Source organism: Jiangella muralis, assembly GCF_001270745.1.
Taxonomy (GTDB): Bacteria; Actinomycetota; Actinomycetes; order Jiangellales; family Jiangellaceae; genus Jiangella; species Jiangella muralis.
In genome coordinates this window covers 339880-363284 of sequence record NZ_KQ434753.1, presented here as the reverse complement: position 1 = coordinate 363284, position 23405 = coordinate 339880, and the positions used below count along the sequence as shown (strand labels likewise).

Below are 23405 nucleotides of genomic sequence, written 5' to 3'. Positions count from 1 at the left end.
GTCCGGCGCGGATCCATGTCACGGCCCGCCGCCCGCCGCTGTGCCGAGCTCGCCGCCGGGACACCATGCGGCGACCAAGGCCGCGCCGCACCGGGGACGGACGCCGCCGCGGCGTCCGTCCCCGGTTGCGCTGGTACTCGTCTCCACCCCGTCGCGGCCGGCCGGTCGCCGCCGGCCGGGCGTCAGCCGTCGGTGCCGCTGCGCCGCCGGCGCGATCCGCCCGAGCCCTTGGCCGGGCCGAGGCCGAACCGGGGGTCGACCTGGATGTCCTCGAGCGCGATGAGCGCGTCGTCGACCATCTCGGGCGCCTGCAGCTGCCGGGCGGCCCGCTCGACCTGCGGCGGCGCCTCCAACTCCTCGTCGACGACCTTGAGGTCGGCCATCTTGCGGGCGCTGACCAGGACCCGGCTCTCCAGCGAGCTGACACCGTCGTTGTAGGCCTTGACCGCGCCGTCGAGCTGGCGGCCGAGCCGGGCCAGGTGACCGCCCATGGTCGCCAGCCGGGAGTGCAACTCGCGGCCGAGGTCCAGCACGTCCTGCGCGTTCTGCGCCAGCGCCTCCTGCCGCCAGGTGTAGCCGACCGTGCGCAGCAGCGCGACCAGCGTCGACGGCGTCGCGATGACGACGTTGCGCTCGAAGGCGTGCTCGAACAGCGTGGGATCCCGCTCCATGGCGGCGTTGAGGAACACGTCGGACGGCACGAACATGACCACGAACTCGGGCGTGGGGGTGAACTGCTCCCAGTACCGCTTGCCGGCCAGCTGGTCGATGTGCGTCTTCAGGTGCCGGGCGTGCGCCGCCAGCCGCTTGTCGCGCGTCGCCTCGTCGCGGGCCTCCATCGCCTCGAGGTAGCCGTTGAACGCCACCTTCGCGTCGACGACGACCTTCTTGCCGCCGGCGAGGTTGACCAGGAGGTCGGGGCGCAGCTTGCCGTCGGAGGTGTCGGCGGTGGCCTGCTCGGCGAAGTCGACGTGCTCGACCATGCCGGCCGCCTCGACCACCCGGCGCAGCTGCAGCTCGCCCCACCGGCCGCGCACCTGCGGCGCGCGCAACGCCGTGACCAGCTGCTGGGTCTCGAGCCGCAGCTGGTCGGAGCTCTTGCCCATGGTCTCGACCTGGGTGCGCAGCTCGCCGTAGGCGGTGGCCCGCGCCTTCTCCAGCTGGTTCGCGTGGTCGGTGACCTTCTCCAGCTGGTCGTTCAGCGGCCGCACCATGGCCTCGACGGCCAGCCGGCGGTGCTCGAGCTCGGTCTTGACCCGCTCTTCCGAGCCCTTGAACTGCTCCGTCGCCAGCTCCAGGAAGTCGGCGCGGTTCTGCCGCAGCGCGTCGGTGGACAGCCGCTGGAACTCCTGCGTCAGCCGCTCCTGCTCGGCGCGGAGCATGGCCAGCTTCTCCTCGCCGCTGCTGCGCGCGTGCGCCAGTTCGGTCTCCAGCCGGGTCTGCTCGGCCTGGGCGTCGAGCATGCGCTCGCGGTCGACCTCGCGCTCGGCCTGGAGGTCGTGCTTCTCGCGCCGGACGGAGTCCAGCTCGGCCCGCGCGGCGTCGCGCTCGGCGGACACCGTGGCGGCGGCGCCGGCCGTGCGGACGCGGACGAGCAGCGCGCCCACGACGCCGCCCAGGAGGAGGGCGACGAGGGCGACGAGGACGCTGGAGACGTTCATGGGGGCTACTTTGCCGGGAGCCTCCGACAAAGTCGGGGAGGCGCGGCGGGAACCGGCCCGGAACAGGGCTTTCGTCGCACTTCAAGATCCGCTTCGTCGCCGGCCGCCGGGCCACGTACCCTTGGCACCTGTGAGTCTCACCATCGGCATCGTCGGCCTGCCCAACGTCGGCAAGTCCACGCTGTTCAACGCCCTGACGAAGAACGACGTGCTGGCCGCGAACTACCCGTTCGCCACCATCGAGCCCAACGTCGGCGTCGTCGGCGTGCCCGATCCGCGGCTCGGCACACTGGCCGAGATCTTCGGCTCCGCCCGCCAGCTCCCCGCCACCGTCAGCTTCGTCGACATCGCGGGCATCGTGAAGGGCGCGTCCGAGGGGCAGGGCCTGGGCAACAAGTTCCTCGCCAACATCCGCGAGGCCGACGCGATCTGCCAGGTCATCCGCGTCTTCAACGACCCCGACGTCGTCCACGTCGACGGCCGGGTCGAGCCGAAGGCCGACATCGAGACGATCAACACCGAGCTGATCCTCGCCGACCTGCAGACCATCGAGAACGCCCTGCCGCGCCTGGTCAAGGAGGCGCGGATGGCCAAGGACAAGCAGGAGACCGTCGCCGCCGTCGAGCGGGCCAAGGCGATCCTCGACGGCGGGCAGACCGTCTTCGCCGCCGGCCTCGACCTCGAGCCGCTGCGCGAGCTGCACCTCCTCACCGCCAAGCCGTTCCTCTACGTCTTCAACATGGACGACGAGGAGCTCTCCGACGACGCCCTCAAGACCGAGCTGCGCGCGCTGGTCGCGCCCGCCGAGGCGATCTTCCTCGACGCCCAGATCGAGGCCGAGTTGTCCGAGCTGGACGACGTCGAGGCGCTGGAGCTGCTGCAGTCGATGGGCCAGGAGGAGTCCGGCCTCGACATGCTGGCCCGGGTCGGGTTCGACACACTGGGCCTGCAGACCTACCTCACCGCCGGTCCCAAGGAAGCGCGCGCCTGGACCATCAGCAAGGGCGCCACCGCCCCCGAAGCAGCCGGCGTCATCCACACCGACTTCCAGAAGGGCTTCATCAAGGCCGAGGTCGTCTCCTTCGACGACCTGGTCGCGACCGGCTCGATGACGGAGGCGCGCGCGAAGGGCCTGGTGCGCATGGAGGGCAAGGACTACGTCATGGCCGACGGCGACGTCGTCGAGTTCCGCTTCAACGTCTGAGGCAGATCTCGTCTACGCCTCGGTTCGGACGATCTCGACCTGCCGGACGAGGAAGGCCTGTTCGTCCAGCTTCTTGCGGCGCATCCACGTGGTGACCTCGGCGTTGCACTTGCTGGCGTTGCACGAGCGGCAGGCCGGCACCACGTTGGCCAGCGTGTAGCGGCCGCCCCGCGAGATGGGCAGCATGCAGTCCTTCTGCAGCTGGCCGTCGTCGGCGCCGCAGTAGGCGCAGCCGCCCCAGGCGGCGATCAGCGCCGCCCACTGGGCGTCGGTCAGGTCGTGCTCCACCTTGCCCATGCGGCGCTTCCGGCGACGCGCATGGGTCGCGGCTCGGCTGCGGGACGGCACGCTCCGAGCGTACGGCCGGACACCGCGCCGACCTGGGAGCACGCGCGGAGGTGGACAAAAATGACCGCGACGCAGCACCGGTGTGGGACTGCGTCGCGGCCAACCGGCATCACTGGTGGTGGAAGCACCTCCGCCGGCAGCACCCAGCATAGCCGCACCAGCGTGCCATGGCCGCACCCGCCGTCACGCGCGCCCACGATGGGCGCGGACCTTCGCGAGGTTGCCGCAGCGCTGCATCGAGCACCACCGCCGCTTCCCGGGCCGGGACGTGTCGACGAGCAGGAGTCCGCAGGTCTCGGACGCACAGACGCGGATACGTGTGGCCAGCGGACCGGCGAACAGGTCGATCGCGTCCCGCGCGATCGACGACAGCGCGGCGGCCGTCGTCGGGGCCGCGTAGCCGACACCCGCGCCGACGGCGCCCAGCGTGGGCACCAGCGGGGGCACGGCCGCCGCCGCGTTGATCGTCGCGACGTCGGAGGCCCGGACCGAACCGCCGACGGCCAGTGACCGGGCGGCGTCCGTGATCGCGGCGCGCACCGGCCGCATCGCCGCCAGGTCGGCCGGACCGGCGGTCAGGCCGTCGACGGACAGGATGACGCCGAGCCAGCGGGCGAGGTCGCCCGGCGTGTGGACGATCTCCCACCGCGCGTACTCGCCCTCGCCGCCGGTGTGGGTGATGTCGAGCGACACCCGCCCGGTGAGGAACCGCACGCGGACGGAGAGGGGAAGATCCTCGCGGCGTTGCATGAAACCACTATAACCGGTTACGTTGACGCCATGACGCTCATCACGCACATCAACCCCGAGTCCATGCACACCAACCCCGCGTTCAGCTGGGCCGTGCGCGTCGCCGCGGGCGCGGACCTGATCTTCATCGGCGGCCAGAACGGCGTCGACGCGAGCGGGCAGGTCGTCGGGCCGGACATCGCGAGTCAGACCCGGCAGGCGCTCACCAACCTGCTGACGGTGCTCGACGCGGCCGGCGCCAGGCCGGAGGACGTCGTGAAGTGGACGATCCTCACCAAGGAGGGCGCGTCGCTGCAGGAGGGCTTCGCCGCGTTCGGTGAGGTCTGGGGGCAGCGGCCGAACCCGCCGGCCATCACCGGAGCGTTCGTCGCGGGCCTGGCCGTGCCGGGCGCACTGGTCGAGATCGAGGCCGTCGCCGCGGTGCCGCCCGCGGGGTAGCGTCGCCACCATGCCGGACGAGAAGGACACCCTCAAGCGCTATCTGCAGGCTCAGCGCGACGCGCTGCGATGGAAGCTGGACGGGCTCGGCGAGCGGGACGCCCGCTGGCCGATGACGCCGACCGGAACCAACCTGCTCGGGCTGGTCAAGCACGTCGCCAGCATGGAGTACGAGTACTTCGGCAACGTCTTCGACCGGCCCGCGCCCGAGCCGCTGCCCTGGCTCGACGACGACGCGGAGGCCAACGCCGACCTCTGGGCGACGGTGGACCAGTCGCGAGAGTGGGTGGCCGGCTTCTACCAGCGGGCGATCACGCATGCCGACGCGACCATCGACGCGCTGGCGCTGGACGACACCGGCACGGTGCCGTGGTGGCCGGCCGACGGGAACACCGTCACGCTGCACTGGATCCTGGTGCACATGATCGCCGAGACCGCCCGGCACGCCGGCCACGCCGACATCGTCCGCGAGACCGTCGACGGCGCGATCGGCCTGCGCCAGGGCGTGTCGAACCTCCCCGACCGCGACGCGCAGTGGTGGACCGACTACGTCGAGAAGCTGAAGCGCACGGCCGAGGAGGCCCAGTACCGGACCTGATCCTCAGTATCCTCAGTCCTGGCCGTGCCACGACCGCCAGAGCGCCGCGTACGCGCCGCCCGCGGCGACCAGCTCGTCGTGGCTGCCCAGCTCCACGATCCGGCCGGCCTCCATGACGGCGATCCGGTCGGCGTCGTGGGCGGTGTGCAGGCGGTGCGCGATGGCGATCACCGTCCGGCCGGCCAGCACCGCGGCCAGCGACCGCTCCAGGTGCCGGGCCGCGCTGGGGTCGAGCAGCGACGTCGCCTCGTCGAGGATCAGCGTGTGCGGGTCGGCCAGCACCAGCCGGGCCAGCGCGAGCTGCTGGGCCTGCGCCGGCGACAGCTCGATCCCGCCCGCACCCACGGCAGTGTCCAGCCCCAGCACGGACGCCCAGTCCCACGCGTCCACCGCCCGCAACGCGGCCTCCACCGAGGCGTCGTCCGCCGATGGGCGTCCGAGCCTGACGTTGTCGCGCAGGGTCGCGCGGAAGACGTGATGTTCCTGCGTGACCAGCGCGACCTCGGTCCGCAGCCGGTCCAGGGGCAGCGAGTCGACCGGCACGCCGCCGACGGTGATGGTGCCGGCCCTCGAAGCGTGGATGCCGGCGAGCAGCTTCCCGAGCGTCGACTTCCCGGCGCCGGACGGCCCGACGACGGCGAGCCGCTCACCCGGCGCGATGGTGAGGTCGACCTCGTGGAGGACGTCGTGGCCCGGCCGGTAGTCATGGCTCACCCCGCACAGCTCGAACCCCCCGGCGACGACGGCGTCAGCTTGCGCCACCGCGTGGTCACCCGGGAGGTTCACCGGAGCCTTGCGTACGCCCTGCAGCCGGGCCATCGCCGCGCCGCCGACCTGCGCCTCGTTCAGCCAGTACAGCAGCGTGTCGACCGGGTCGAGCAGTTGCTGGGTGTAGAGCGTCGCGGCGGTGACCGCGGCCAGCGACGCGTGGCCGTCGAGGTACAGCAGCCCGCCGACGACCAGGGTCGCGACCACCGGCAGCACGAACGCCACGTCGATGGTCGGCTGGAACACCGTGCGCAGCCGCATCGAGTAGCGCTCGGCCGAGTACGACGTCGCGATGTCGCGGTTGACCCGCGCGAACCGCCGGTCGCCCAGCCGCAGCGCTTCCACCGTCCGGGCGCCGTCGACCGTCTCGGACAGGCCCTCGGCGAGCTGCGAGTAGGACGCGTTCTGGCGCAGGTAGGCGTCGCGGGCCCGGCGGAGGAACCAGCGCGTCGCCGCCCAGAGCAGCGGCACCCCCACCAGCGCGAGCGCGGCCAGCAGCGGCCCGAGCAGCAGCAGCCCGCCGAGCGTCAGCACGATCGTCATCGAGCTGATCAGCGTGGCCGGGACCGCGTACCGCACGGCGCGGGCCAGCAGGTCGACGTCGCGGGTGGTGCGGGTGATGAGGTCGCCGGTACCGGCTTCCTCGACCGTCCCGAGCGGCAGTGCCAGGACGCCGTCGACGAACTCCTCGCGCAGCCGGGCCAGCACCTTCTCGCCGAGTCGCGCCGACACGAAACTCGCCAGCCCGGTCAGCATGGCCTGCAGAATGACGAAACCGCAGATCAGCGCGGTGACCCGGGTGACGTCGTCGACGCCGCGGCTGACGTCCTGGACCAGTTGACCGAGCAGCCACGGGCCGGCCAGTCCGGACGTCGCGCCGAGCGCGTGCAGCACGACGGCGCCGGTCAGCTCGCGCCGGTGCCGCAGCGCCAGCCGCCGGGCGTGCCGGCGTACGTCGCGCACGGTGGCGATGGGCAGCCCGCCGCTCACTGTGACATCCCCTCCTCGCGGGCGACCAGCGCCCGGTAGCGCGGATCGGCCAGCAGCGACGCGTGCGTGCCGGCCGCGACGACCGCGCCGTCGTCGACCAGCACGACCCGGTCGGCGTGGTCGAGCAGGACCGGGCTGGTGCCGAAGACGACGGTGGTCCGGCCGGCCCGTGCGACGGCCAGCCGGGCGGCGATGCGGGCCTCCGTGTGCGCGTCGACGGCGCTCGTCGCCTCGACCAGCACCAGCACGTCGGACTCCGTCAGCACGGCCCGGGCCAGCCGGAGCCGCTGCTGCTGGCCGCCGGAGAACTCCTTGCCGCCCGCGGTGACGACGGTGTCCAGCCCGGCGGGCAGCGCCTCGAGCACGTCGGCCGCCGAGGCGACGTCGACGGCGGCCAGCACCCGCTCGTCGCCGGACCGCCCGTTCGCCGTCAGCTCCGACCGCAGCGGAGCGGCGAACAGCCGCGCCTCGTTGCCCGCCACGTGGATCCGCCGCCGCACCTCGTCGAGCCCTGCCTCGCGCAGCGGCACCCCGCCGAAGGTGACGTCGGCTCCATCCGAGGCCTCCGTGTACCGGCCCAGCCGGTCGGCCAGCACTGCGGCGTCGGCCGGTGACGTGCACGCCACCCCGGTGAACCGGCCGCCGCCGACCACCAGCCCGGACGCCGGGTCCACCAGGTCGCCCCCGTCCGGCAGCGGCGCCGAACCGCCCCCGTCGATCGACGGCTCCAGCGCCAGCAGGTCGACCACCCGCCGCGCCGACACGAGCGCCTTCATCACCTCGCCCGCGGAGATCGTGATCCGCCGGATCGGCGTCGCCAGGAACACCGCGTACCCGTAGAACGCGACCAGCTGGCCGCTGGTGAGGTCGCCGGCCAGCACTTGGCGCGCGCCGAGGTAGACGACCGTCGCCACCAGCAGCCCTGGCAGCAGCATGCGGACCACCTCGAGCACGGCTTCGGCGCGGGCGACGTGGACGCCCGCGTGCCGCAGCCGCTGCGACTCGGTCTGGTAGCGGCCGGCGAACATCTCCTCGCCGCCGATGCCGCGCAGCACCCGCAGCCCGCCGACGATGTCGACGGCGTGAGCGCTCAGTTCCGCCTGCTGTTCGCGCAGCCGCGCCTGCCGGTCGTGCAGCGGCCGCAGCAGCGCACCGACGGCCCACACCATGATCGGCACGCCGGCCAGGACGACCAGCCCGAGCTGCCACGACGTCGCGAGCATGATGGTGGCCACCACGCCGATCGCGACGGCCGAGCCGATGCCGCGCGAGCTGAGGTCCAGCGCCCGGCCGATCTGCTGCACGTCGGAGACGCCCACGCTCAGCACCTCGCCGGCCGACGACTTCCGCGGCAGCGTCGCGCCGAGCCGGGCCGCCTGCCGGGTGACCAGCTGCAGCGTCCGGTACCGCGCCCCGAGCGCGTTGGTCAGCGCGCACCGGTCCTGCAGGATGGCGGCCGCCCCCTGGAGGATGCCGAGTCCCAGCACCACGCCGCCCCAGAGCAACAGGTCGCCGCGGTCGCGGCCGGTGAGCCCGTCGTCGATCGCCCGGCCGACCCCGTACGGGATCAGCGCCTGCGCCGTCGGCCAGAGACAGCCGTAGAACGCCCCGAGCAGCACGATGCCGAGCTGGGTGCGGACCAGCCAGAGCAGGTAGCCGCCGGGGGTGAAGCGGCTCGGCTCGCCGGGATCCGGATCGGGAAAGGCCCGCACAAGACAGCGGAGCCTAGCCTCGTCGGCGCCCTGCGACAACGTATTTGGGGCGCCACCCTTGACCGGCCCGGGCCCAGCGCCGACCATCGACACCGATGGGCATGATCAGACGCTGGCCGGTCTCGTCGTCCGCGCTGCGTTCCGTCGGCTACGACCCGCAGACGTGGACGCTCGAGGTCGAGTTCGAGTCCGGCGCGGTCTACCGCTACCTCGACGTCGAACCCCTGGACGTCGAGGCGATGTTCGCGGCCGACAGCATGGGCGCCTACCTCAACGAGGAGATCAAGCCGCACTACGAAGCCGTACAGGTCGAGCTATAGCGGCGACGGGGTCAGCGGCTCCAGCGCGGCCAGCCCTGCGACGGCCAGCGGGGACGGGGGAGCGGCCTGCGGCGGGGGGGGCCGGAAGGCGCTCGGCGCGACGCCGTAGACGGCGCGGAAGCGGCGGGAGAAGTGGTAGGCGTCGGCGAAGCCGCACTGCACCGCGATGGCCTGCAGCGACAGGTTGCTCATCCACAGCAGCGGCTCGGCCCGGGCCAGCCGCAGCCGCTCCAGCGCGGCCACCGGCCCGAGCCCGAACCGGCGCTGGAACGCCCGGCACAGCGTCGACACCGACACCCCGGCGGCCGCCGCCAGCCGGTCCAGGCCGACCGGCCGGGCGACGCCGTCGGACCAGGCGGAGCGGACGGCGGACATCGCGGCGACGACCGGCTCGGGCAGCCCGCCGGCCGCGTCGCCCGAGGCTGCGGGCGGCGCGCGGAACGTCAGCACCAGCAGCCGCAGCGTCTCGGCGGCCTGCTCGCGCCAGCCCGGCGGACGGCCGGTGCCGAGCCAGAGCAGGTAGTGGCACAGCGCGCCCATCGGGTCCGGCCGCCCGCCGAGGTCTCGCAGGATCGGCCAGGCCGCGCCGCCCTGCCCGCCAGGCCCGGCCAGCGTGAAGTGCACGTACGCGTGCCGCGTCGGCCGCCGCGGATCCCAGTGGAACGAGTCGCGCATCCCCGGCCGCACCAGCAGCAGTGTCCCCGGCGCCAGCGGCACCGTGAGGTCGTCCCAGTGCCAGGTCGCGCTGCCGGACAGCAGCCAGACGAACTCGTAGGTGCGCGCGTCGCGTGGGCCGAAGGTGGAGCCCGGCGGGTAGTCGGCGACGGCGGGCCCGAGGCGGGGCACCAGCCCGACCTCGAACCCGCCGGAGAACGCGCCCTCAGCGGTCACAGCCACCGTCGCGGTCGGGCCGGATCCGCGGCTGCCGCAGCTGCTCGGTGCCCTTGTAGGCGTACGGGTCGCGGCCGGCGACGAGGACGACGTCGCGGAAGTCGGCCTGCGCCATGCTCTGGCCCTCGTGCGGCAGCGCCCACGGCAGCAGCGACTCCGCGCTCATGTAGTGGTTGGCCAGCGCGCGCCGGTAGCCGTGCCGCCCGCTGTTCGGCAGCGACTTGTGCAGCAGGTAGCCGTTGAACAGCAGCACCGACCCGGCGGTCAGCTCGACCGGCACGGCGTCGTCGTCGGTCCAGGGGAAGTCGAAGGACTCGACGGTGCAGTCGTAGCGCGGGTCGTCGTGCTCGCGGTTGGGGTAGATGACGCCGCCGCGGTGCGAGCCGGGCAGCACCCAGAGGCAGCCGTTCTCGACGGTGGCGTCGTCGAGCGCGATCCACGCGGCGGTGAGCGAGCGGTCGCGCGTAGGGATGAACATCTCGTCCTGGTGCCACGCCTGGCCGGGCTTCCCTTCGGCCTTGACGAACAGCATCGACTGCATCGCCTTGACGTTCGGCCCGATGATCCGGGTGAGGCTGTCGACGATGACGGGATGGCGCATCGTGTCGAGCATCAGCGACGACAGCTTGTGCGGGTAGTGGACGCAGAGGAACCGGCGGATCACCTCGTCGTCGGTCTCGTCCGGGGACGACGCGAGGGCGCCCTCGATCGAACCGAGCTCGCCACGGCAGATCCGGGCCGTCTCGGCGAGCAGCGCGTCCAGCTCGGCGCGGCTCAGCGCATCCTTCAGGATGACGAATCCGTCCTGGTCGAAGCGTTCCTCCAGGACACCTGGCGTGGAGACGTCGACGGCGGACGGCGCGGCGGGTGCGGCGGGCGTGAGGGTCATGAGGGCCTCCGGTGTATCGGCGTGGACGGCGGTCGGACCCTCGCATCGTGCCGTCGTGCACGTCGTCCGGGCCATGGCTCCACCGCGCTGCCTGATGGCGAATCCTGTCACGCTAAGCCGGCGAGCACTACGCCTTGACGGTTCGCGAAAGGTACGCGTAATGTCGGCGACACGATCCCTAATACGTATGAAGTGGAGATCCGAACGTGCCACCCCAGGGGCGACGACGCCGGCCGACGCAGGTCGACATCGCCCGCCACGCCGGCGTCTCGCAGGCCACCGTCTCGCTGGTCATCAGCGGCGGCGCGGCCAGCGACCAGATCGCCGAGTCGACGCGGCAGGCCGTGCTCGCCGCGGCCGCCGAGCTGGGCTACTCGGCCAACGTGGCGGCGCGCAGCCTCAAGGGTGGCCGCAACCACCTGCTCGGGCTGTACACGTTCGAGCCGGTGTTCCCGACCGACCAGCGCGACTTCTACTACCCGTTCCTGCTCGGCGTCGAGGAGGAGACTGCGGCCCAGGGCTACGACCTGCTGCTGTTCAGCTCGGTCAGCTCGGCGGCCGACCGGTCCATCTACGCCGGCGGCGCGAACCGGCTCAAGCTCGCCGACGGCTGCGTCCTGCTGGGTCGCAACGTCCGCCGCGAAGAGCTGAACGCGCTGGTCCAGGAGGACTTCCCGTTCGTCTTCATCGGCCGCCGCGAGGTCGACGACGGCGAGGTCAGCTACGTCGGGGCCGACTATGTCGCCGCCACCAGCGCGATGGTCGCCGAACTGCACCGGCAGGGGCACCGGCGCATCCTCTACCTGCGCGCCATCGAGGACACCGAGCCGACCCGCGACCGCGAGCAGGGCTACCGCAAGGGCCTGGCCGCGGCCGGCCTCGAGGTGGACGAGCGGCTGATCCAGGGCCTGGCCGACCCCGCCGACCTGTCCGCCGAGCACGTCCTGCACTGGATCGGCAACTACGGCGTCACCGCGATCCTGGTCGAGCCGACCGAGGACAACCGGCTGGTCGACGCGCTGACGGCGATGACCGACAGCGAGCGGGTGCGGTTCCCGGAGGACTGCTCCATCGCGCTGCTCGGTGAACCGCCGTCGTGGACGCCGGAGCTGCGCGACTGGACGCGCTTCTCGCTGCCCCGCGCCGACATGGGCCGGGCCGCCGTGGGCATGCTGGTCGGCCTGCTCGGCGAGGCGCAGCCGGCCGCGCGGCAGCTCACCATCCCGTGCACGTTCGTCCCCGGCGACTCCATCGGCCCGGCGCCCCGAGGCGGGCGGCCATGATCCGGGTCGTCCTCCGCCGGCTGCTCATCGGCGTGTTCGTCATGTGGGGCGCCGCCTCGCTGATCTTCGTCATCGTCCGCGTCGCGCCGGGCGACCCCGCCACCGTCATGCTCGGGCCGGACGCCGACCCGGAGCAGATCGCCCGGCTGCACGAGACGCTCGGCCTGGACCGGCCGATGTTCGCGCAGTACCTGAGCTTCCTCGGCGACGCGGTCCGGCTCGACTTCGGCGACTCGCACCGGCTCGGCCGGCCGGCGATGGAGGCGGTGTTCGACCGGCTCCCGGCCACCATCGAGCTGACGCTGGCGGCCACCGCCATCGCCGTCGTCGTCGGCCTGACGCTCGGCCTGGTGGCCGGCGGCCGGCCGGGCGGCGTGGTCGACCGTGTCGTGTCGGCGGCCACCATCGCGCTGCAGTCGTTCCCGACGTTCTGGGTCGGCATCATGCTGATCCTGGTGTTCGCGCTCGGGTTGCGGCTGCTGCCCAGCGCCGGGGTCGGCACGCCGCAGCACATGGTGCTGCCCGCCATCACGCTGGCGCTGCCGTTCACGGCGATCGTCGCCCGGCTGACCCGCAGTTCCGTCGCCGAGTCGATGCGCGAGCCGTACGTGCAGACCGCGCGGTCCAAGGGGCTGACGGAGCCGCAGGTGCTGCTCGGCCACGCGCTGCGCAACTCGCTGATCCCGGTCGTGACGGTGGTCGGCCTGCAGATGGGCGCGCTGATGGGCGGCGCCGTCATCGTCGAGAACGTGTTCGCCTGGCCCGGTCTCGGATCACTCGTGGTCGACGCCGTCGCCAACCGCGACTACGCCGTCGTCCAGGCCGTGACGCTGCTGATCGCCGGCATCGTCATGGTGCTCAACCTCGTCGCGGACCTGCTGTACACCCAGCTCGATCCGCGCATCCGCATGGAGGGGGCGTCGTGACCGCCGCCGTCACCCTGGACACGCCGCTGGCCACCCGGCGCCGCCGCGGCGGCTGGCTGGGGAAGGTACCGTACGTCGTCATCGGCCTGTACGTGCTGGTCGGGCTGGTCGGCCCGCTGCTGCTCGACTACGACCCGGTGCACACGCCGCTGGAGGATCGGTTGCTGTCGCCGGGGTCGACGACGGCCGACGGCGGCACCGCCTGGCTCGGCACCGACGACCTCGGCCGCGACGTGCTGGCCCAGATCGTCTACGGCGCCCGCACGTCGGTGCTCATCGGCGTCGCGACGGTGGGTGTGGCCAGCGTCGTCGGGCTGCTGCTCGGCGCCGTCGCCGGGTACGCGCGCGGCTGGCTGGACGCCGTCCTCGCCCGCATCTTCGACGTGCTGCTGGCGTTCCCCGCGATCCTGCTGGCCATCGTCATCGCCGGGGCGTTCCAGCGCAGCGTCCTGCTGGTGGTGGTCGCGCTGTCGGCCACCGCGTGGATCTCGTTCGCCCGGGTCACCCGCAGCGTGGCCCTGTCACTGCGGGAACGGGCCTGGGTCGACGCGGCCCGGGTGCTCGGCGTGCCGCAGCGCTCGATCCTCTGGCGGCACATCCTCCCGTTCACCGCCGGCCCGATCGTGGCGCTGGCGACGCTGGAGTTCGCGCTGGTCGTGCTGGCCGAGGCGGGCCTGAGCTTCCTCGGCATCGGGCTGCCCTCATCGACGGTGTCGTGGGGGCAGACCATCGCGAACGGCAAGGCCTATCTCGAGACGGCGTGGTGGATCTCCACCCTCCCCGGCATCGCGCTGTCGCTGCTGATCATCAACGTCGGGATCCTCGGCGACCAGCTGACCGCCCGGTACGGGCGCGGCCGCCGCGACGCGTAACCCTGAAGCCGACCGCGAGGTCCCAAGCGGCGCCAAGTCCCACAAGCGAATAGAAGACCAGCGACAAAGGAGCCATCCCATGACCCGATTCAGGGGCCGCCGCCTCGCGACGACCGTCGCCGCGGCCGCCGCGCTGCTGCTCGCGGCGTGTTCGACGACGTCCGGCGGTGACGACACCGCCGACGCCGGTGACTCCGGCGAGGCGACCGGCGGCGACATCGTCGCGGCCGGCACGTACCCGATCGAGAGCCTCGATCCGCACGGCGCCCAGGGCGCCTCGACCGGCACCCAGTTCGCCGGCCAGGCGATCTTTAGCCGGCTGGTCCGCCCGTCCGCCGACGGCTCGCTGGTCGGCGACCTCGCCGCGGAGTGGACGGCGAACGCCGATGTCACGCAGTGGACGTTCACCCTGCGCGACGACGCCACGTTCAGCGACGGCGAGCCGGTGACGGCCGAGGACGTCGTGGCGTCGTTCGACCGGATGATCGCGCTGGACGGCCCCAACGCCGGCAACTTCCCCGAGTACACGATGACCTCCGCGTCGGACACCGAGGTGACCATCACGTCGCCGGTGCCCGACGCCGCCGTCCCGGGCAAGCTGCTGATCTTCTACGTCATCCCGGCCGGCGTCGCGCCCGACGACACCGCGTTCTTCACCGCGCCGGTCGGCTCCGGCCCGTTCACCGTCGGCGCGTTCACCCCGGGCGACTCGCTCGAGCTGGCGCCGAACGAGAGCTACTGGGGCGACGTGCCGCAGGTCGACACCGTCACCGTCCGGAACATCCCGGAGCTGTCGGCGCGCCTGACCGCGCTGCGCACCGGCGAGGTCGACGTCGTCTGGGGCATCCCGGACGACCAGCTCGGCGCGCTGCAGGGCGAGGACACGCTGACCGTCGAGACCGTGCAGAGCACCGCCGTGTACACGATGTGGTTCAACTCGTCGATCCCGGCGCTGACGACGCCGGAGGTGCGGCGGGCGCTGTGGCAGGCGGTCGACTTCGAGACGATCATCTCCACGCTCTACCCGGAGACCGGTGAGCTGGCCGACGCGCCGGTGTCGCCGCTGGTGCTGGGCCACTCGCCGCAGGAGCCGGTCGGCTTCGACCCCGAGGCGGCCCAGGCGGCGCTGACGGCGGCCGGCTTCGACTTCTCGCAGACGCTGCGGCTGCAGTTCGCCAACGCCGAGTTCCGCCCGTTCATCCAGGCCGTCGTGTCCGACCTCGCCGAGATCGGCGTCACCGTCGAGCCGCTGGAGAAGGAGCAGGCCGTCTTCACCGAGGACCTGCTGGCGCTGAACTGGGACGTCAACTTCCAGCAGCTGGCCACCCCGACGTACGACGCGGCCAGCAACCTCGGCCGCCTCTACACCTGCGCGGCCGGCCGCAACGGCTACTGCAACCCGGAGCTGGACGCCCTGCTCGCCGCCGCCAGCGCCACCAGCGACGAGGCCGAGCGGACCGACCTGTATGGCCAGGCCAGCGAGATCATCTGGCGCGACGCGGTCGGCATGTACCCGATGGCGGTCAGCCTGGCCTACGCCTGGAACAGCGACCTCGACGGCTTCACCCCCGACCCGAGCGGCCTGCCCGACTTCTCGAAGGTGACGGTCTCGGGCTCGTGAGCGACGTGCGGACGGCGCGAACCGGCGGCGCCCCAGTGGCCCAGCACGAGGCGTTGCTGCAGGTCGACGGGCTGACCGTCGACCTGCCGGGGACGCGGGGCGACGTCAGGGTGGTCGACGGCGTGTCGTTCGACGTGCCGGCCGGCACCACGGTCGGCCTGATCGGGGAGTCCGGCAGCGGCAAGACGATGACCGCCAACGCGATCATCGGGCTGCTCCCGGACGGCGCCCGCACCGGCGGGCGGCTGCTGTGGCGGGGCGAGGACCTGCTGCACGCCGACGGCGCCCGCCGCCGGAAGGCCCGCGGCCACGAGATCTCGATGATCTTCCAGGACCCGCTGGCCGCGCTGAACCCGACGCAGCGGATCGGCCGCCAGGTCGGCGAGATCCTGCGCCGCGACGGCGTCGGCCGGGCCGAGGTGCGCCGGCGGGTGGTCGAGCTGCTGGACCGCGCCGGCGTGCCGGACCCGGCCGAGCGGGCGAACCGCTACCCGCACGAGTTCTCCGGCGGCCTGCGGCAACGGGCGATGATCGCGCTGGCGCTGGCCGGCAGCCCGTCGCTGCTGCTGGCCGACGAGCCGACGACGGCGCTCGACGTCACCGTCCAGGCCCGGATCCTGACGCTGCTCCAGACGATCCAGCAGGACGAGGGGCTGTCGGTGCTGCTGGTCAGCCACGACCTGCGGGTGGTCGCGAACGTCGCCTCGGAGGTCGTCGTCATGTACGCCGGGCGGGTGGCCGAGCGCGGCCCGGCGCCCGTCGTGCTGCGCCGCCCGGCCCACCCGTACACGAAGGCGCTGGTCCGCAGTGTGCCGGCGGTCCGGACGAAGACCGCGCTGGCCGACCCGCTGCCCGGCGCGCCGGCCACCCCGGCGAACCGCCCGGCCGGCTGCCCGTTCCACCCGCGCTGCCCGATCGCCCGCGACCGCTGCCGCACCGAGGTGCCCGCCGTCCGCGAGGTCGCCCCCGGCCGCGCCGCCGCCTGCCACTTCGCCGAGGAGGTGCTCGCCCCGTGAACCGTCCGGCGCGAGACCGATCCCTGATCGCCGCTGTGTCACCTGATCATCTTCTCGGGAACGATCAGGTGACGTGGAGCCCGGCAGCGGTGGGCGTTTGGTCACCTGATCATCTCCAGCATGTGGACCGGAAACGATCAGGTGACGAAGACGCGGCGGAACAGACTAGTTCGTCACCTGATCGTCGGCTCGCAGCCGAGGGGGTGCTGTCGTGACGTTGCTGGAGATCCGCGACCTGAGGGTGACGTTCGGCCGGCGGCGCGACCCGTTCGTGGCCGTCGACGGCGTCAGCCTGGATGTCGGCGCCGAGGAGACGGTCGGGCTGGTCGGCGAGTCGGGATCGGGCAAGACCACCGTCGCGCGCTGCGTCGCCGGCCTGCAGCGGCCCGACGCCGGCACCGTCACGTTCGAGGGCCGGCCGCTGGAGCGGGTCGGGCGCCGCCCGGCGGAGCTGCAGCGGGCCGTGCAGATGGTGTTCCAGGACCCGCGGTCGTCGCTGAACCCGCGGATGAGCATCGCCGCGATCATCGGCGAGGCGTGGCGCACCCACCCGTCCACCGCACCGGACGGCGACCGGACCGCGGCGCTGCACGCGCTGCTCGCCGACGTCGGTATGGACGCCGACGTCGCCGACCGGCGGCCCGGCGACCTGTCCGGCGGGCAGTGCCAGCGGGTCAGCATCGCCCGCGCGCTGGCCGTGCGGCCGCGGCTGCTGGTCTGCGACGAGGCGGTGTCGGCGCTGGACGTGAGCGTGCAGGCACAGATCCTGCGGCTGCTGGTCGACCTGCGCCGCACCCACCACCTGGCCATGCTGTTCATCTCGCACGACCTCGGCGTCGTGCACCAGATCGCCGACCGCGTCGCCGTCATGCGCAGCGGCCAGATCGTCGAGGAGGGCCCGGCCACCGAGGTGCTGGCGGCGCCGAAGCACGAGTACACCCGCGCGCTGCTCGACGCCGCCCTCGACCTCGACGACGCCGGCCCGGCGGTGACGGCATGACCGTCCCCGAACCCCGAGGCTGGAACACCTGGGACGTCCGCACCCACACCGGCATGACGCACCTGCCGTCCGGGCTGCGGGTCCGGTTCGGCCTGCTCGACGCCGGCGGGACTGCCGTGCTTGACGGCTTCACCTGGCGGCACGGCCTGGTCCGGCTCGGCCACCACACCGTCGACGGCTCGTTCGCCGAGGTCACGGTCGAGGTCGACGGCGTCGAGCTGCGGCTGGTCATGGCCGGCGGCCCCGGCGACGAGCTGCACGTGCGGGCCGAATCCGAGGGGACCGTCGTCGTCGACTGGCCGGACGAGAGCGGCTGGCGGCTGGAGCGGGACGGCGACGACTTCCTCATCGCGCCGCTCGCCTCGGCGGCGACGGTGCGGGACACCAGCGCCGTCGTCGAGGAGCACCGGGCCGCCGCCGACGCCGTCCGGCCCCGGTCGGCCGGCTGGTACGGGACCGCCGCCGATGCGCTCACCCGCGCCGTCAGCTGGAACACCATCCACGTGCCGGACCTCGACCGCGTCCTCACCCCGACGTCGCGCGACTTCGTCAGCGTCGAGCGGCAGGGGTTCTACGGCAGCTGGGCGCTGCACGCGTGGGACACCTTCTTCACCGGGCTGGTCGCGAGCGTCGTCGACCGCGACTACGCCCGCGGCATCCTGGGCCAGATCCTGCCGTTCGCCGACGCCGCCGGGATGATCCCGAACCGGGTCAGCGACGAGCGCGGCACCACCTGGGACCGGTCGCAGCCGCCGGTCGGCGCCATGACCGTCCTGTCGGCGTACCTCGCCGGCGGGCTGTCCGACGACACCCGCGACCGGCGCCTGCTCGACGAGACCTTCCCCGGCCTGCTGGCCTGGCACGACTGGTGGCCCGCACACCGACGCGGCCCACACGGCGTGCTCACCTGGGGATCCGACCCGATCGACGGCGATCCGGAGTCGGCCACGCTGGACCGCACCAAGCGCGAGTCCGGACTGGACGACTCGCCGATGTACGACGAGGCGACCTACGACCCGGCGACGCACACGATGGACCTCGCCGACGCCGGCCTCAACGCACTGCACGTCGCCGATGCCGAGGCGCTGGCCACCATCGCCACGATCCTCGGCGACGACGCCACCGCCACCCGGCTGACCGCCGAGGCCGAGCATGACCGGGCCACCGCGGCGACGCTGTTCTGGGACGACGACGCACAGGGCTACCGCAACGTCCGCGCCGACGGCACGCACGACCCGCACGTCTCGCCGACGCTGCTCTACCCGCTGCTCGGCGGCTTCCCGTCGCCGGAGGTGGCGGCGGAGATCGCCGACGCGCTGCTCGCGCCGGACGTGCTCGGCGGCGACCGGCCGCTGCCCAGCGTCGCCCGTAACGACACCGGCTTCGCCGCCACCTACTGGCGCGGCCGCATCTGGGCGCCGATGGCCTACCTCGCGGTCCAGGGGCTGCGCCGCTACGACCTGCGCGACCACAGCCGGGCGGTGTCCGGCGCGCTGCTGGAGCTGTTCCTCGCCGAGTGGGAGACGCACAGCGCGGTTCGGGAGAACTACCCGGCCTTCGACGGCGAGGACCTCACCGGGTTCCAGCAGCGCTCGGACGGGCTGATGGCGTGGGGCGGGCTGCTGGCCCACCTCGCGTTCGGCGAGCTGGCCGAGGCCCGGGCGGACGGCTGGCGCTTCGCCCACCCGGGCCGGCCGGCCGAGCTGCGCAACCTGCCGCTCGGCGACGGCCGGCTGACGGTGACGGCGGGCGACCGGCTGGTCGTCACGCTCGACGGCGCCGTGCTGGTCGACGCCGCGCCGGGCGTCGTCGTCACCGCGTACCGGCGCACGTCAGACGAGGTCAGCGCGACCGTCACCGGCACGGGTGATGTGTGCATCGAAGGCGAGCCGCAAGCCGTCACCGTCGACGGCGGCACCCGGCACGTCCAGTTCGTCAGAGAGGGAACACCCGCGTGAGCAGTGAGACGGCAACGACGACCGACATCCTCGTGGTGGGCGGTGGGCTCGGCGGCGTCGCCGCGGCCCTCGCGGCGCTGCGGCGAGGCAGGTCCGTCCTGCTCACCGAGGAGACCGACTGGATCGGCGGCCAGCTGACCAGCCAGGGCGTCCCGCCGGACGAGCACACCTGGATCGAGCGGTTCGGCAGCACCCGCAGCTACCGCGAGCTGCGCGAGAACATCCGCGCCTACTACCGCACCTGGTACCCGCTGGCCGACTGGGCCCGCGACGCGCGCGACCTCAACCCCGGCCAGGGCCGGGTGAGCCGCCTCTGTCACGAGCCGCGGGCCGGCGCCGCCGTGCTCGAGGCGATGGTGGCGCCGTGGATCGCGGCCGGCCGGCTGCGCGTCCTGTACCGGCACCGCCCGGTGGCCGCCTCCGTCGACGGCGACCGCGTCACCGCCGTCGTGGTCGAGGGCCCCGACGGCGACCGGCTGGAGGTGCGCGCCCCGTACGTCCTGGACGCGACCGAGCTGGGCGACCTGCTGCCGCTCACCGGCACCGAGCACGTCACCGGGTTCGAGTCGCGGCACGACACCGGCGAGCCGAGTGCGCCGGACGAGGCGCAGCCGGACAACATGCAGGCGTTCTCGTGGGTGTTCGCGGTCGACCACCGCGCCGGCGAGGACCACACCGTCGACCGTCCGGCCGGGTACGCCGCCTGGCGCGAGTACCAGCCGCCGAAGTGGCCGAACCCGCTGATCAGCCTGCGTGCGCCGGACCCGCGCACGCTCGAGCCGTTCGAGCGGGCGTTCCTGCCCAACGGCGACACCGGCCCGGTCGTGGCCGACCAGTCCAAGGACCCCGGCGACCGCGAGCTGTGGGCGTTCCGGCGCATCGTCTCGCGGTCGGTGTTCCGGCCCGGGTTCGCCGACAGCGACGTCACCGTCGTCAACTGGCCGATGATCGACTACCTGCCCGGCCCGCTGATCGGCGTCAGCGACGAGGAGCGCGACAAGCACCTCGCCGGCGCCCGCGAGCTGTCCATGTCGATGCTGTACTGGCTGCAGACCGAGGCGCCGCGGCCCGACGGCGGCACCGGCTGGCCCGGGCTGCGGCTGCGCGGCGACGTCATGGGCACGACCGACGGGCTGGCGAAGGCGCCGTACATCCGCGAGTCACGGCGCATCCTGTCCCGGCGGCGCGTTGTCGAGCAGGACCTGTCGCTGGCCGTGCGCGGCGACGCCGGTGCGGTCGAGTACCGGGACTCCGTCGGCGTCGGCATGTACCGCATCGACCTGCACCCATCGACCGGCGGCGACACCTACATCGACGTCGCCAGCAGCCCGTTCCAGATCCCGCTCGGCGCGCTGCTGCCGCAGCGGGTGCGCAACCTGCTGCCGGCCGGCAAGAACATCGGCACGACGCACATCACCAACGGCTGCTACCGGCTGCACCCGGTGGAATGGAACGTCGGCGAGGTGGCCGGCGCGCTGGCGGCGCACTGCATGGCCGGCGGGCTGGAGCCGGGACAGGTGCACGAGCAGGGCGACCGGCTGGCCGCCTTCCAGGACGAGCTGGCCGCCGACGGCGTCGAGCTGGCCTGGCCGACGATCAAGGGGTACTGACGTGGACGGCCGAAATCTCCTGAGCGGCGTCATGGTGCCGCTGGTGACGCCGATGAGCGCACCCGGCGAGCCGTCCGCCGCGGCGGCGTACGCCCTGCTCGACGCGCTGGCCCAGGCCGGCGCGCGCAGCCTCATGCTGTTCGGCAGCAACGGCGAGGGGCCGCTGCTGACGCAGGCCTCGATGCCGGAGTTCGCGGCCGGGGTCGCGGCCCGCTGGCGTGAGCTGACCGGCGACGGCCCGGTGCTGGTCAACGTCACGGCCGCCGGGACCGCGGAGGCCCTGGAGCGGGCCGCCGCCGTCCGCCTGGCCGAGCCCGACGCCGTCGTCGTCAGCCCGCCGATCTACTTCCGGCATCGCGACGACGAGGTGGTCGCGCACTTCGCCGCGTTCGCCGGGCTCGGCGTGCCGGTGGTCGCGTACAACGTGCCGAGCTACAGCGTGCCGATGACACCCGCGGTGCTGGACGAGGTGCTGGCGATGACGCACGTCGTGGGCATCAAGGACAGCTCCGGCGACCTCGCGCTGTTCGGCCACATCGTGGCCGCCGCCCGCCGCCGCGCCGGCGTCGGTGTCAGCCAGGGCTCGGAGCGGCAGCTGGTGGCCGGGCTGGAGGCGGGCGCCGACGGCATCGTGCCGGGCATCGCGAACGTCGCACCGGTGCCGAGCGTCGAGCTGTACGACGCGTTCCGGTCCGGCCGGGTGGCCGACGCCGACGCCGCCCAGGAGATCGTCGACCAGCTGATCACGATGCACGCCGTCCGGCCGGGCGTCCCATCCGTCAAGGCCGTCCTCGATTCCCTCGGGCTCTGCCCGCCGCACGTCGCCGCGCCGTTCGTACCGGTCACCCCGGCCGAGCGGGCCGCGCTGCTGGACCTGCTCCGTCCGCTCGACGCCCACCTGATCACCCCTCGCTAAGGAGAACCGTGGAACTCAGCCGTCGCACCCTCGTCCTCGGCACCGCCGCCGCCGGTGTGCTGGCCTCGGCCACGCCGTCGTTCGCCGCCGCCGGCTCCGCCGAGGGCGAGTTCCAGGAGTCGCTGGTCTTCCAGGCCGGCGACGACGGCCTGTCCGTCTTCCACGTCTTCGGCCTGACGACGACGGTGGCGGGCTCCGTGCTTGCCTTCGCCGAGGCCCGCATCACCCCGCACGACGCCGACCCGCACCACCTCGCCGTCCGCCGCAGCCGCGACGGCGGCCGCACGTGGGAGCCGCTGCGCTACGTGCGCCGCTCCGACGGCGTCCAGTCGTTCATCAACCCGACGCCGCTGGTCGACCGCGAGTCCGGGCGCATCTTCCTGTTCCACGCCGAGTGCTTCCGCGACGACGGCAACACCGGCGGCTCCCCGGACAGCTCGCGCCTGTACGTCGTGACCAGCGACGACGACGGTGAGACCTGGTCGGAGCCGACCGACCTGACCGGGCTGTTCGACGGCGACCCGAACGGGCAGACGCTGCACATGCCCGGCCCCGGCCACGGGATCCAGCTCGCGGACGGCCGCCTGGTGCTGCAGGTCTGGCACCGCCGCGCCATCGCGTTCCCGGTCGCCGAGCGGCGCTACGGCGTCACCGTCATCCACAGCGACGACGGCGGCGCCAGCTGGCAGGCCGGCGGCGGCGTCCCGCTGGACGGCGCGTACCCGCTGAACGAGGCGCGGCTGATCGAGCGGCCGGACGGCGCACTGGTGGTGCTCGGCCGGTACGCGTCCGGTGGCACGCACCCGCGGATCGTCTCCGTCAGCGCCGACCGTGGCGCCACCTGGTCGCCGCCGGTGCTGGATGCCTCGACGCGGCCGGTCAACGCGATCGACACCGGCATCGTCCGGCTCACCGGGCTGGGCGCGCGGGAGGACAGCCGGCTGGTGTTCTCCCGCACCGAGTCGCCGACCCGGCGCAACATGACCGTCTCGATCTCCTACGACGAGGGCATGAGCTGGCCGTACAGCCGCGTGCTGACCGAAGGGCCGGCGTCCTACTCGGACACCGTCGCGCTGCCGGACGGGCGGATCGGCGTGCTGTACGGACGCGAGCACGTTCCCGGCGTGACGACCAGCTTCTCGCGCGACATCGTGTTCGCGGCGTTCGACCTCGCCTGGCTGACCGGTGGCGCCGACACCGGCCGCCGCGGCCCGGCGACGCGGCTGTCGTTCGAGGTCGAGTCGCTGCCGATGACCGCGACGCCCGGCCTCACGGTCGTGCCGACGGCGGACCCGGCGGCCAGCGGCGGCAGCGTCGTCGAGGTGCGGGCCACCGACTACGGCCAGTACCTCGAAGCGACCATCGAGATCACCCGGGGCGGCCAGTACGACCTGTACGCGCGGTTCCGGCACCAGGCGAACGGTGGCGTCGTCGTCATCGACGTCGACGGCACCCGGCTGGGCGGCCCGATCGACACGTCGACGGTGTCGGTGCGGGCGTTCCGGACCGAGCAGGTGGGCCGGGTCGCGCTCGGCCGCGGCCGGCACACCGTCCGCTTCACCGTCGTCGACAAGCAGGTCGACTCCAGCGGCGTCCGGTTCAGTCCCGACCTCCTCGGGCTGGTGCTCGCGTGA

The 23405-nt window shown here is 73.2% G+C and carries 21 protein-coding genes; 14 read left to right on the top strand and 7 right to left on the bottom strand.

Going from position 1 to position 23405, the window contains the following annotated elements:
* Positions 1–182: 182 nt before the first annotated feature.
* The gene (locus ACW62_RS07355; protein ID WP_053203423.1) at positions 183–1661 is read right to left on the bottom strand and encodes a DNA recombination protein RmuC; all 1479 of its coding nucleotides are present in this window, start codon (positions 1659–1661) and stop codon (positions 183–185) included.
* A gap of 130 nt (positions 1662–1791) precedes the next feature.
* Here ACW62_RS07355 and ychF point away from each other — a divergent pair, with 130 nt between their 5' ends.
* Entirely contained in the window at positions 1792–2865 is a 1074-nt protein-coding gene (ychF, locus tag ACW62_RS07350; RefSeq protein WP_053203422.1) for a redox-regulated ATPase YchF, read from the top strand.
* Positions 2866–2877: 12 nt separating this feature from the next.
* On the opposite strand, the gene ACW62_RS07345 is transcribed toward ychF, so the two are convergent.
* Both ACW62_RS07345 and ACW62_RS07340 read right to left on the bottom strand, forming a co-directional pair.
* Positions 2878–3162, bottom strand: coding sequence for an HNH endonuclease (locus tag ACW62_RS07345; protein WP_053203421.1), 285 nt, complete (start codon positions 3160–3162; stop codon positions 2878–2880).
* A gap of 234 nt (positions 3163–3396) precedes the next feature.
* Positions 3397–3963 carry a CGNR zinc finger domain-containing protein gene (locus ACW62_RS07340; protein WP_053203420.1) on the bottom strand — a complete coding sequence of 189 codons (567 nt, stop codon included), beginning with the start codon at positions 3961–3963 and terminating at the stop codon, positions 3397–3399.
* A 30-nt stretch (positions 3964–3993) separates the two neighbouring features.
* Here ACW62_RS07340 and ACW62_RS07335 point away from each other — a divergent pair, with 30 nt between their 5' ends.
* Both ACW62_RS07335 and ACW62_RS07330 read left to right on the top strand, forming a co-directional pair.
* Positions 3994–4401 (top strand): RidA family protein, encoded by a 408-nt coding sequence (locus ACW62_RS07335; protein ID WP_053203419.1) that lies wholly within the window; start codon positions 3994–3996, stop codon positions 4399–4401.
* Between the two features lie 10 nt (positions 4402–4411).
* Positions 4412–4999, top strand: coding sequence for a DinB family protein (locus tag ACW62_RS07330; protein WP_053203418.1), 588 nt, complete (start codon positions 4412–4414; stop codon positions 4997–4999).
* 12 nt (positions 5000–5011) lie between these two features.
* On the opposite strand, the gene ACW62_RS07325 is transcribed toward ACW62_RS07330, so the two are convergent.
* The gene (locus ACW62_RS07325; RefSeq protein WP_053203417.1) at positions 5012–6757 is read right to left on the bottom strand and encodes an ABC transporter ATP-binding protein; all 1746 of its coding nucleotides are present in this window, start codon (positions 6755–6757) and stop codon (positions 5012–5014) included.
* Entirely contained in the window at positions 6754–8469 is a 1716-nt protein-coding gene (locus tag ACW62_RS07320; protein ID WP_053203416.1) for an ABC transporter ATP-binding protein, read from the bottom strand. Before ACW62_RS07320 ends, ACW62_RS07325 begins: the two co-directional genes overlap by 4 nt.
* 95 nt (positions 8470–8564) lie before the next feature.
* Here ACW62_RS07320 and ACW62_RS07315 point away from each other — a divergent pair, with 95 nt between their 5' ends.
* Positions 8565–8789 carry a KTSC domain-containing protein gene (locus ACW62_RS07315; RefSeq protein WP_205629186.1) on the top strand — a complete coding sequence of 75 codons (225 nt, stop codon included), beginning with the start codon at positions 8565–8567 and terminating at the stop codon, positions 8787–8789.
* On the opposite strand, the gene ACW62_RS33855 is transcribed toward ACW62_RS07315, so the two are convergent.
* Complete coding sequence (locus ACW62_RS33855) at positions 8784–9680, bottom strand: helix-turn-helix transcriptional regulator (RefSeq protein ID WP_053203415.1); 897 nt, start codon at positions 9678–9680, stop codon at positions 8784–8786. The genes ACW62_RS07315 and ACW62_RS33855 overlap by 6 nt on opposite strands.
* Positions 9670–10569, bottom strand: a complete 900-nt coding sequence (locus ACW62_RS07305) for a phytanoyl-CoA dioxygenase family protein (protein ID WP_083459386.1) — start codon at positions 10567–10569, stop codon at positions 9670–9672. The genes ACW62_RS33855 and ACW62_RS07305 overlap by 11 nt, the downstream gene beginning before the upstream one ends.
* 206 nt (positions 10570–10775) lie before the next feature.
* Here ACW62_RS07305 and ACW62_RS07300 point away from each other — a divergent pair, with 206 nt between their 5' ends.
* The 10 genes from ACW62_RS07300 to ACW62_RS07255 all read left to right on the top strand — a co-directional run bounded on the left by ACW62_RS07300 (position 10776) and on the right by ACW62_RS07255 (position 23405).
* Entirely contained in the window at positions 10776–11852 is a 1077-nt protein-coding gene (locus ACW62_RS07300) for a LacI family DNA-binding transcriptional regulator (RefSeq protein WP_083459384.1), read from the top strand.
* Entirely contained in the window at positions 11849–12778 is a 930-nt protein-coding gene (locus tag ACW62_RS07295) for an ABC transporter permease (protein ID WP_053203414.1), read from the top strand. The genes ACW62_RS07300 and ACW62_RS07295 overlap by 4 nt, the downstream gene beginning before the upstream one ends.
* Positions 12775–13650: an ABC transporter permease gene (locus tag ACW62_RS07290; protein ID WP_053203413.1), complete on the top strand. Its 876-nt coding sequence runs from the start codon at positions 12775–12777 to the stop codon at positions 13648–13650. The genes ACW62_RS07295 and ACW62_RS07290 overlap by 4 nt, the downstream gene beginning before the upstream one ends.
* Before the next feature lie 79 nt (positions 13651–13729).
* Positions 13730–15271 carry an ABC transporter substrate-binding protein gene (locus ACW62_RS07285; RefSeq protein WP_053203412.1) on the top strand — a complete coding sequence of 514 codons (1542 nt, stop codon included), beginning with the start codon at positions 13730–13732 and terminating at the stop codon, positions 15269–15271.
* A complete protein-coding gene (locus tag ACW62_RS07280) occupies positions 15268–16287 on the top strand; it encodes an ABC transporter ATP-binding protein (protein ID WP_205629185.1) in 1020 nt (339 codons plus the stop codon). The genes ACW62_RS07285 and ACW62_RS07280 overlap by 4 nt, the downstream gene beginning before the upstream one ends.
* Positions 16288–16498: 211 nt before the next feature.
* Positions 16499–17287 (top strand): ABC transporter ATP-binding protein, encoded by a 789-nt coding sequence (locus ACW62_RS07275; protein WP_053203410.1) that lies wholly within the window; start codon positions 16499–16501, stop codon positions 17285–17287.
* The gene (locus tag ACW62_RS07270; RefSeq protein ID WP_053203409.1) at positions 17284–19245 is read left to right on the top strand and encodes an MGH1-like glycoside hydrolase domain-containing protein; all 1962 of its coding nucleotides are present in this window, start codon (positions 17284–17286) and stop codon (positions 19243–19245) included. The genes ACW62_RS07275 and ACW62_RS07270 overlap by 4 nt, the downstream gene beginning before the upstream one ends.
* The gene (locus tag ACW62_RS07265) at positions 19242–20855 is read left to right on the top strand and encodes an FAD-dependent oxidoreductase (RefSeq protein WP_053203408.1); all 1614 of its coding nucleotides are present in this window, start codon (positions 19242–19244) and stop codon (positions 20853–20855) included. The genes ACW62_RS07270 and ACW62_RS07265 overlap by 4 nt, the downstream gene beginning before the upstream one ends.
* Position 20856: 1 nt before the next feature.
* The gene (locus tag ACW62_RS07260; RefSeq protein ID WP_053203407.1) at positions 20857–21771 is read left to right on the top strand and encodes a dihydrodipicolinate synthase family protein; all 915 of its coding nucleotides are present in this window, start codon (positions 20857–20859) and stop codon (positions 21769–21771) included.
* A gap of 8 nt (positions 21772–21779) precedes the next feature.
* A complete protein-coding gene (locus ACW62_RS07255; protein WP_053203406.1) occupies positions 21780–23405 on the top strand; it encodes an exo-alpha-sialidase in 1626 nt (541 codons plus the stop codon).

Excerpts from the sequence above, each read along its gene's own strand:
- ACW62_RS07355 (WP_053203423.1), bottom strand. The coding sequence starts at position 1,661 with ATGAACGTCTCCAGCGTCCTCGTCGCCCTCGTCGCCCTCCTCCTGGGC.
- ACW62_RS07345 (WP_053203421.1), bottom strand. The coding sequence starts at position 3,162 with ATGGGCAAGGTGGAGCACGACCTGACCGACGCCCAGTGGGCGGCGCTG.
- ACW62_RS07340 (WP_053203420.1), bottom strand. The coding sequence starts at position 3,963 with ATGCAACGCCGCGAGGATCTTCCCCTCTCCGTCCGCGTGCGGTTCCTC.
- ACW62_RS07335 (WP_053203419.1), top strand. The coding sequence starts at position 3,994 with ATGACGCTCATCACGCACATCAACCCCGAGTCCATGCACACCAACCCC.
- ACW62_RS07330 (WP_053203418.1), top strand. The coding sequence starts at position 4,412 with ATGCCGGACGAGAAGGACACCCTCAAGCGCTATCTGCAGGCTCAGCGC.
- ACW62_RS07315 (WP_205629186.1), top strand. The coding sequence starts at position 8,565 with ATGGGCATGATCAGACGCTGGCCGGTCTCGTCGTCCGCGCTGCGTTCC.
- ACW62_RS07305 (WP_083459386.1), bottom strand. The coding sequence starts at position 10,569 with ATGACCCTCACGCCCGCCGCACCCGCCGCGCCGTCCGCCGTCGACGTC.
- ACW62_RS07295 (WP_053203414.1), top strand. The coding sequence starts at position 11,849 with ATGATCCGGGTCGTCCTCCGCCGGCTGCTCATCGGCGTGTTCGTCATG.
- ACW62_RS07285 (WP_053203412.1), top strand. The coding sequence starts at position 13,730 with ATGACCCGATTCAGGGGCCGCCGCCTCGCGACGACCGTCGCCGCGGCC.
- ACW62_RS07270 (WP_053203409.1), top strand. The coding sequence starts at position 17,284 with ATGACCGTCCCCGAACCCCGAGGCTGGAACACCTGGGACGTCCGCACC.